Raw genomic sequence first — 8,460 nt, 5'->3', positions numbered from 1 at the left:
CATTGGTGCCATTAGCTGGTGTTGCGGTAAATGCATCGCCACTACAAACCGTGCTAGTCATGTTTGTAACCGCTGGTTTTGGACTGAGGGTTACTGAAACTGTGAAAATTGGACCTGTACAGCCATTTACTGTAGGAGTGACGGAATAAGTCGCTGTTTGAACAGTGTTGGTGGTATTAGTCAAAGTACCCGTTATAGTACTTCCGCTACCAGCGGCACCACCAGTTATTCCACCTGAAATTGCGGGAACTCCCCATGAGTAGGTGGTTCCGGTTGGAACGAATCCGTTGGTGCCATCAATTGGTGTTACTGTGAATGTCTCTCCACTGCAAACAGTGGCAGTCATGTTCTCAACAGCAGGCCTTCGTATTACTGTAACTGTTCCTGTTCTGGTTAGTGTAATGGGAACTGAAGAAAAATAACTAGGAGTTGCAGTAATTGTGTATGTTCCACTTGCTGTGGGAGTTCCTGAAATTGTTATTGTATTAGTTCCGTTATAGTTTTGTGATAAACCAGCAGGAAGATTGGTTACTGAGACGGTTGAACCTGTTGGTACAGTATAAGTAGTAGTAGTAATAGCATCATTTTCACAAACAAATTGATTATCGGTTCCACTCGCTGAAGTTAAACGAATGTAAGAAATACGTATCTGACCATTTCCTCCATATCCGCCAACCTGTTCTGTACCTGCAGCATTTGTTCTTCGTGCACCTCCACCACCTCCTCCTGGAGGGGTTCCATTTCCTCCACTTCCTTGACCACTGGAAACTCCATTACCTCCACCTCCACCACCAATTGGTGCTGTTGCTCCATTTTGATTAGTAGCATTGTTTCCATTTGCTGCAATACCAGCTGAAGAGCCACCGCCACCAGCTATATTGGAACCTACATTAGCACCTTTTCCTCCGCCATATTTTACAGTTCCAACTCCTGAGGCTGCTAAACCACCATTGGCACCAGTTGGTGAATTGTCTGCTGCTGAGTTACCTCCCTTAGCCATAAGGGTAGTATTACTTGAAAACCAAGAATCTTCCCCTGGAGCAGATGTAAGTGCTCCAAAACCAACATAATAATTGAGCGCTTGACCAGGAGTAACTGTAATTACGCTTCTTGAGTATGCTCCTCCTCCTCCTCCTCCAGATTCGCCATTTGATCCAAATCTGGCTCCCCCTCCTCCACCTCCCCCCCATACTTCTACAGTAATTGAGGTTACACCTGAGGGAACAATGAATGTTTCTCCTCCTCCTGGTACAGGAGCAATGATTATTTGTGTCTGCCCATAAGCATCCCAGCCGATCGAAATCAGTAAAAAAATCAGTATACTTTGAAGTAGACGTTTCCCCATATTTTTATTTAAGCACTAATTAAATTTTAGCCCTATAAAAATGCATTTCAAATATATGACAATGGTTTGGAACTATAAAGAAATGGTGGATAAATTATTGATAAACAAATGTGTATGAAATATTTTTTCTTAGTTGCTAATTCTAATCATTGCAGTACCCGTTTCTAAATCTCATAATTATATATCAAATACTATTTTTTTAATAAAGGGGATTTACATTTTCATATATGTGAAAAACATTTGTATTAAGGGTTTAGAATATTATTCTGCTATTGCCTAAAATTAGGTATTGAATTTACGATTCTTTGAAAGGATAGCAAATTTTATTTCAAATAATTAGAGCCTTTTAAACTTACGAAATATAAGGATAGATTGGATTAAATTTAGAATTGTTGATATATATAAGGAGAGACCATGTTTCCTTCTGTTTCAGCGTTATAAAAAAGGGGATGACAGTAAAAACTGTCATCCCCTTTTTTTGCTTCAATTTGGTTTATTTAAGATTTCCTTCGGTATCAGTATAACTTCCTATGATTTGAGCTCCACTACTAACAGTCACTGTACCATAAACTGTAATGGTGTTGCCTTCTCCTAAGAACTCCAAAGTGGCTCCACTATTTAGTTTAAGGTCACCGTAAATTACTGTGCTACCGTGTAGTTGAAGTTTGGAGTTACTGTTGACGTTCAAACTTGTATTCTTTTTGAATTGTCCGAAGACAAAAGATCCATTTACGGTCATCATGCCATTACTGTTGACATTCAAGTTTTGTTCGATTGCCAATGAGCCACAGAATAAGAATGTGCCTCCTATGTTTACATTTTTCAGAACAGTAGAACCTGAATAAGCCGCTGACTCATTTCCGTTAATATTCAAGTTTGCATTTCCTGTGTAGCTCGCTAAGCCTTCACAGTTTACGTCATTAGATTCCTCGCTTTTGTTGATTTTCAATATCTGAAGACCACCTGAGCCAGTTGCTACGAATACAAATTCCTCTTCATTTCTCACGAAGTTGGAAGAACCATCCAGATCTAATACGCCGAACTGCTTGATTGCAGCCAGATCAGACACATCTGAGATAGAGATGCCTGCTGCACCATTTGCCATAAACAGCAAATTATTATCAACGGATACTGCGTTAGTGACCAGGTCACCTGATTCTACATTTTCAGGGCGAATTGGGATGGCTAGCTTGCTGATCAGGCTACCATCTGCCATATTGTAGATGCCAGCACCGTTTGCGCCTTCCGCTACATAAAGATTACCGTTATCAATATCCAAGGTTCTTTTTGCACCCGGTATATCTGCAGTTAATGGAATAGAAATTATTTCAGCAAGACTGTTCGGATCTAAAATGTGCACACCTGTGGTGCCACTAAGTACGGCTAGTTTGTCGCTACCGAATGCAACAGCTCTTAAGTCGGTTATTTCAACGGAGTTTCCAGGTGTTTGAGAAGCATCGAAAAGTCCGATTATACCCGCGTTTCCGCTGCTTACAGCTGTATTAGAATTGGTGTTAGCTACATCTGTAGCTACAAAACCAGGTAAAGAAGTGTAGACAAAGTCTGAAGTAAATCTTCCTCCTGATACTGAAACGGTGATTAAGTTAGCTGGCGAAGTTACCTCATCGTTTTGATCGATGCTTACTGCTGCTGCTATATAGAGCTTACCATTTTTGTATTCAAGTGAGCTGATATCGGTATCAGTGAAAATTGCTTGTTGTGTAATCTTCGGGCTATAAATATTGGTGATATCAAAAATATCAATCGCTCCCAAATAGGTGTCTCCTTCTGTATTGTAAGATACATAGGCATAATTTCCGTCGATATCTACGTGCGTAGCCTTTAGAGTTTTGCCATCAAATTCTGGGGCATCGACTTGAGAAACTAAAACCAGCGGAAGGTCGGTTGCCTCTTCCTGAATTCTTCCAGCAGGTGCGTTAGGGTCAATTAGTCCTATTACACCAGCATTATCTAATTTCACTCGAGTAGTGAGCGTTTCTGAATTTGAATTGATCAAAATTGACCCTTCGGAGATTGGGTTTGAAGTGTCATTACAAGAATAAAGAGCTAGGGCAAGTCCCAAGCTAAGGAGTAAGTGTTTTTTCATAGAATATTAAATTGCTCTTTGTGGTATTAATTACGGAGTTCACATACTTTAATTTGAAATTAAATTCTGAAACCGGGTTTTTTTCGAATAATTACATCTGATAATTGTGTAATTAGATACAATAATAAAATATTATTTTGATTTTGGTTAAAAAGGAAGGGGTGTGTTTTTGGAGAAGACACCATGACTTTTCCCTATTTCAAATGAAAAATAGGGGTGCAAAAATTTACAGCGCGTAAAAATTAGTTTCTCAGTAACTTGATTAGCTGTGTGTTGTTTCCCCATCTAATTTCGATGATATGGAGCCCTGTGCGCTGGTTTCGTAGCCAATCTGAGACTATTGGAGAAATTTGATCTGGTGAGGAAAGTATTTGTGTATTTCCATTTCCAAGAAAGGTTATGAAACGGAGATAAATCAATTCGTCCAAATATTTATCAGGTTGAGCTAGATCTATTTTAATTTCAGATCCGGATGTGCTTGGATTGGGGTATGTTATCCAAACGTCGCTGCTTTCTAATGCTTCTGCCTGAATCGATCTTGTATTACTATAACTGAATTTTCCAGCATAATCTACTTGCTTTAATCTGTAGAAAATATTTCCACCTGACCTAGGAAGATCTATATCGGTGAAATTGTATTTAATCGGTTGGTCGGAATAACCATTGCCTTCTACACTACCGATGGTTTCCCATGTTTTCACTGAATTTATAGCTCTTTCAATATTGAAATGGGAATTTTCCCATTCTTTGGCTGTAGCCCATTCTAAAGTTGTAGTATGATTGGATGACTTATATGAAGTATTAAAATATAGAAATTCTACTGGCAGAATTCTGTAGGTGATTTGTACTACTACTATACCATCTGAACCATTTCCTCCTTTTGTGGAGGAACTTCCTGCTCCACCTCCAGATCCTGAATTTGCAGATGCATTAGCTCCTTGTCCAGATGGATTTGCGTTTCCAGTACCTCCAGATCCTGCAGAACCACCATTTCTTCCATTTCCCCCTCCTCCAGCGCCATAGCTTTTTCCCGTAAATGCTACAAATGCTCCATCTCCTCCATTACCGCCAGTAGACGAAGAGCCATTGCCTGATCCATTAGTACCAGGACCACCATTACCGCCGCCACCGCCGCCTTTGACATTTTGACCATTTCCATTTCCATTTCCTCCGGAATTCCCATTTCCACTATTGCCTCCATTTCCATTTCCAGTTCCTCCCTTGCCACCGCTTGCTATGTAGCCCATAGAAGTAGTTCCAGAAACTAAATTGACGTCTGTTTGAGTGCCTTCGTTACCATCATTGGAATTGTTCCCCGATTGTTTGGCACCAGATCCACCGGGACCCACAGTAATATTTAGAGTTGCACCTAAATTTAGATTGATTGTCTCAACTCTAACTTGGCCTCCACCTCCTCCTCCAGCAGAATTACCTCTTCCGCCACCTCCACCTCCACCTACTAACAAAACTTCCACCTCGGCTAAGGCAAAAATCTCATTATTAGGATCATAGCCTGAGATGTCAGTAAGATCTGTAATCGTAAAAGTGCCTGAAGTCGTATATGTTTTGGTCGCAATTACAGATCTAGAATATTGGGCAGATGCCTCATTTCCAGAAATATAGGCATAGGTGATAACTAGAAGAACTAAAAGTCTACTCTTCATTGAAAATACTATAAGAATTGATGAGCCAGGGTGAGCCCAAGGGGTACTGATTAAGCTACTACGGTGATTACAAAGGTAAGGAGACTTTATTAGACGCGTGAAAAAACAATGTTAAAAATGTCATTTAAATACATGTAATGGCTTTTTGTATTGAGATGACCCGATTGTTACTACTGTGATCATTAGCCTAGTTTAACTATATAAACCGCTAACAATTAAAGAATAAGAGTCCTTGATTTATGTAAATCAAGGACTCTTATTCAATTATTGGAATAGGGTATTAGGCAAGCGCCTATTTCCTAATTAAAACATCTCTTCAATTAGTTCAGTATAAAAATCTCGGACGTCGATGCCTATAGCACGTACCTGTTGTGAAATTAGACTTGTTTCAGTTTGGCCAGGAACGGTGTTGACCTCGATAAAGTAAAATTTTCCTGTCTCGTGCTGTAGAAAATAATCGACTCTGATAGCACCTTTGCAGTTTAGCTTCGCATAGATTTTAGGGATAATTCTATTGACTCGTCCTACTTCTTCCTCAGTTTGTCGGCCAGGAGTGATTTCTTCACATACACCAGCGGTATATTTTGCTTCAAAATCAAAAAACTCTTTACTACTAACGATCTCAGTAGCTGGAAGAACGGTGATTTGTCCCTTGCCTTTATAACATCCAATAGAGAATTCTCGACCAGACACAAACTCCTCTACGAGCACTTGGCTATCTTCGACAAAAGCTTTCTCTAGCGCATCTGGCAACTCTCCCCAAGTTTTCACTTTAGACATTCCAATAGAGCTACCACCATTGTTTGGCTTGATGAAAAGTGGTAATGTTAGCTCATTTTCTACCCGTAGTACATTTGCTGGAGAGTTTTCAAAAAGCTGAAGGGATTTGGCAATGTAAAGTTCCTCGATATCATCCACAATGGCCTTGGTGTAGCCTTTGTTCATCGTAATAGCAGAGCTTAGCTGATCGCATGTATTATAAGGAATCCCTATCATGTCGAAGTACCCAGCCAATTTACCATCCTCTCCTGGTGAACCGTGCAGAATATTGAAGACTCCGTCAAAAGTGATTTTGTCATCACCTATTTTAATACTGAAATCATTTAAATCCACTGGAATTTTTTCCCCTGACACACTTAAAAAATGCCAATCTCCTGGGTATATCAGGATTTTGTACACGTCATAAAGTTCTCGATCTATAGTTTTCTCTACTACAGCGGCACTTTTCAGTGAAATCACAGATTCTCCAGTGTATCCACCTGTCACAAGGGCAATTTTTCTCTTCATGAGTATTAGAATTAGCGATACGAATTACTTGAATTTTGGGGGATTTCCTGCAGAGGATGGAGGATTGTTTTCTTGAAGATGTCCTGGATTGTGTTCCCAGAGAAGATTAGTAGATTTCTTTCCCGCAGATTTTCGCGGATAACTATCGCAGAGTGCCACTGATTTAATATAGTATCTAAGGAATCTGTACTCAAAATAAATCCCCGAACATCAACCTTTTTTTTCTGCATGGATTTGCGGGAAATTTGCCACGATTCAAATGTTTTTATTTCCCGCAGATATTCGCAGATAACTGTCGCGGATTTTCGCTGAATCAAAAAAAATCAATGTAGTTATGTGCTCAAAAAAAATCTCCGAAAATCTGCGTGTTTTTTCTGCGTGGATCTGCGGGAAATTTAAAGTTTATTGACTTTTCTGATAATTCCTTCAGTAATATCCTCCACATTGAAATTAATCAAGAGTCCCAGTTTTAATCCTGACAGTCTCAAATAGGTAATGATTTGTTTATGGTGTACCTCCAAGAGATTTTCAACTGATTTAATCTCTATAATGACCTTATTTTCAACAATTAAGTCGATTCTGTAACCAACATCTAGCTTAATAGTGTCATAAACTAGTGGTAGACCAACTTGTCGTTTAATATTTAGCTCTTCTTTTTCCAATTCATGTGCTAATGCTAATTCATACGCAGATTCCAGCAACCCTGGGCCAAGGCAGTTATATACTTTAAAAATACACCCGCGTATTTTATAGGAGATGTCGTTTTCAATCATTTTTTCAGTTTTAAAAATATTATCTAAAATACTGAAAGTGAAGTGATCTTTCGTGTTGTTGGTAATGAAAATTTCCCGCAGATTTTTGCCGATAACTATCGCAGATTGCCGCAGATTGGAGTCGTACTAAGATTAAGAGTAGTTATCTTAATCCCCGTAGATCAGCGTGTTTTTTCTGCGAACATCTGCGGGAAATCAAGAATATTAATCCAGTTTAATCTGATCCAAATAGAACTTCATTCTTGTATGATCGCGTGGCAAAAAGTCAATCTTATCGATTTTGTCCTGCTTGTGGTTGTAGAAGACTTCCACGTATTCATCTTCCAGTAAATACAAATTCACCTTATGCTTATAATAGCGAATACCCACGACGAAGGTGCCTTCTGTGTAGAGGGTATTTATTTTTTTGTGGAAGGGAAGGCTGGCGAATTCTTCTTTACTCATAATCTGGCATTGCACTCGTTAAAGTTAGGGAAATGAATTCCTTTTTTGATCAAAATGATTGATTCCTGATCGACTTCGTCTTATACTTGAAAGAACAAAAACCACTATGCTGCGCAAACAATTCCGTTTTACTGTTTTTTTTCTTGTTTTGGGATTGATGGTTGCTAGTTCTTGTGCATCCAAAAAGAAAATGGCAAATGAGCCGTTTAAGACTGTTGTTCAGACTGCTAGAAGTTACACGGGTACGCCGTATAGATATGGTGGAACTACACGTTCAGGAATGGATTGCTCTGCTTTAGTGTATCATTCTTTTTATTCAGTAGGGCTTACGATGCCGAGAATCTCAGCAGATCAAAGTAAGATGGGAAGAAGTATCCGTACCAATGAGATAAAACCTGGGGATGTGTTGTTTTTTGCCACAGGCAAAAAGAAGAAGCAGGTTACTCACTCCGGTATTGTAACGGAGACTTCTCGTGGTGACGTCCGATTTATACATTCTTCTACATCGCTTGGAGTTTCGGAAGATTACCTAAGCAATAATTACTGGTCGAAAGCATTTTTGTTTGCGAGACGGGTGCTAGATTGAGCTCTTTTTACCACAGAGTTCAAAGAGGTTTCGCGGAGGGCGCAATCAATTTGTTTTAAGCTCTTTTGCGATTTTTATGAAGATATTTCACGTAAATGAATTCTACTATTTTGGCTATACTTTGCTAAAAAGGAGGACGTAAAAGTTCAGCGTAATAACTAGCATTACAACTGAAAATTTGTGCCCGCTGTGCACTCCGATGTTTAAACAAAAAAAACCAAGAACAGCTTACGCTATCCCTGGCCTTTTCGATA

Annotated in this window: 7 protein-coding genes; 1 reads left to right on the top strand and 6 read right to left on the bottom strand. The window is 39.3% G+C overall.

The window, feature by feature from the left end; translation table 11 throughout:
• The 6 genes from BM291_RS22015 to BM291_RS04130 form a co-directional block, all read right to left on the bottom strand.
• On the bottom strand, nt 1–1,345 hold a 1,345-nt coding region (locus BM291_RS22015; RefSeq protein ID WP_092894897.1), incomplete at its 3' end, for a glycine-rich domain-containing protein.
• A 493-nt stretch (nt 1,346–1,838) separates the two neighbouring features.
• Complete coding sequence (locus BM291_RS04155; protein WP_092894896.1) at nt 1,839–3,452, bottom strand: LVIVD repeat-containing protein; 1,614 nt, start codon at nt 3,450–3,452, stop codon at nt 1,839–1,841.
• Nucleotides 3,453–3,694: 242 nt separating this feature from the next.
• On the bottom strand, nt 3,695–5,116 hold the full coding sequence (locus tag BM291_RS04150) for a glycine-rich domain-containing protein (protein WP_092894895.1): 1,422 nt from the start codon (nt 5,114–5,116) through the stop codon (nt 3,695–3,697).
• 303 nt (nt 5,117–5,419) lie between these two features.
• Nucleotides 5,420–6,403, bottom strand: a complete 984-nt coding sequence (locus tag BM291_RS04145) for a D-alanine--D-alanine ligase (RefSeq protein ID WP_092894894.1) — start codon at nt 6,401–6,403, stop codon at nt 5,420–5,422.
• Between the two features lie 395 nt (nt 6,404–6,798).
• On the bottom strand, nt 6,799–7,176 hold the full coding sequence (locus tag BM291_RS04135; RefSeq protein WP_092894892.1) for a GxxExxY protein: 378 nt from the start codon (nt 7,174–7,176) through the stop codon (nt 6,799–6,801).
• A 204-nt stretch (nt 7,177–7,380) separates the two neighbouring features.
• A complete protein-coding gene (locus BM291_RS04130) occupies nt 7,381–7,620 on the bottom strand; it encodes a hypothetical protein (RefSeq protein WP_092894891.1) in 240 nt (79 codons plus the stop codon).
• A 106-nt stretch (nt 7,621–7,726) separates the two neighbouring features.
• Between BM291_RS04130 and BM291_RS04125 the strand changes: the two genes are divergently transcribed.
• A complete protein-coding gene (locus tag BM291_RS04125; protein ID WP_092894948.1) occupies nt 7,727–8,206 on the top strand; it encodes a C40 family peptidase in 480 nt (159 codons plus the stop codon).
• Nucleotides 8,207–8,460 lie beyond the last annotated feature (254 nt).

Origin of the sequence: Algoriphagus aquimarinus (assembly GCF_900112005.1) — a bacterium.
GTDB lineage: Bacteria > Bacteroidota > Bacteroidia > Cytophagales > Cyclobacteriaceae > Algoriphagus > Algoriphagus aquimarinus.
The sequence above is the reverse complement of the archived record's forward strand: the minus strand, read 5'-3'. Positions and strand labels throughout refer to the sequence as shown.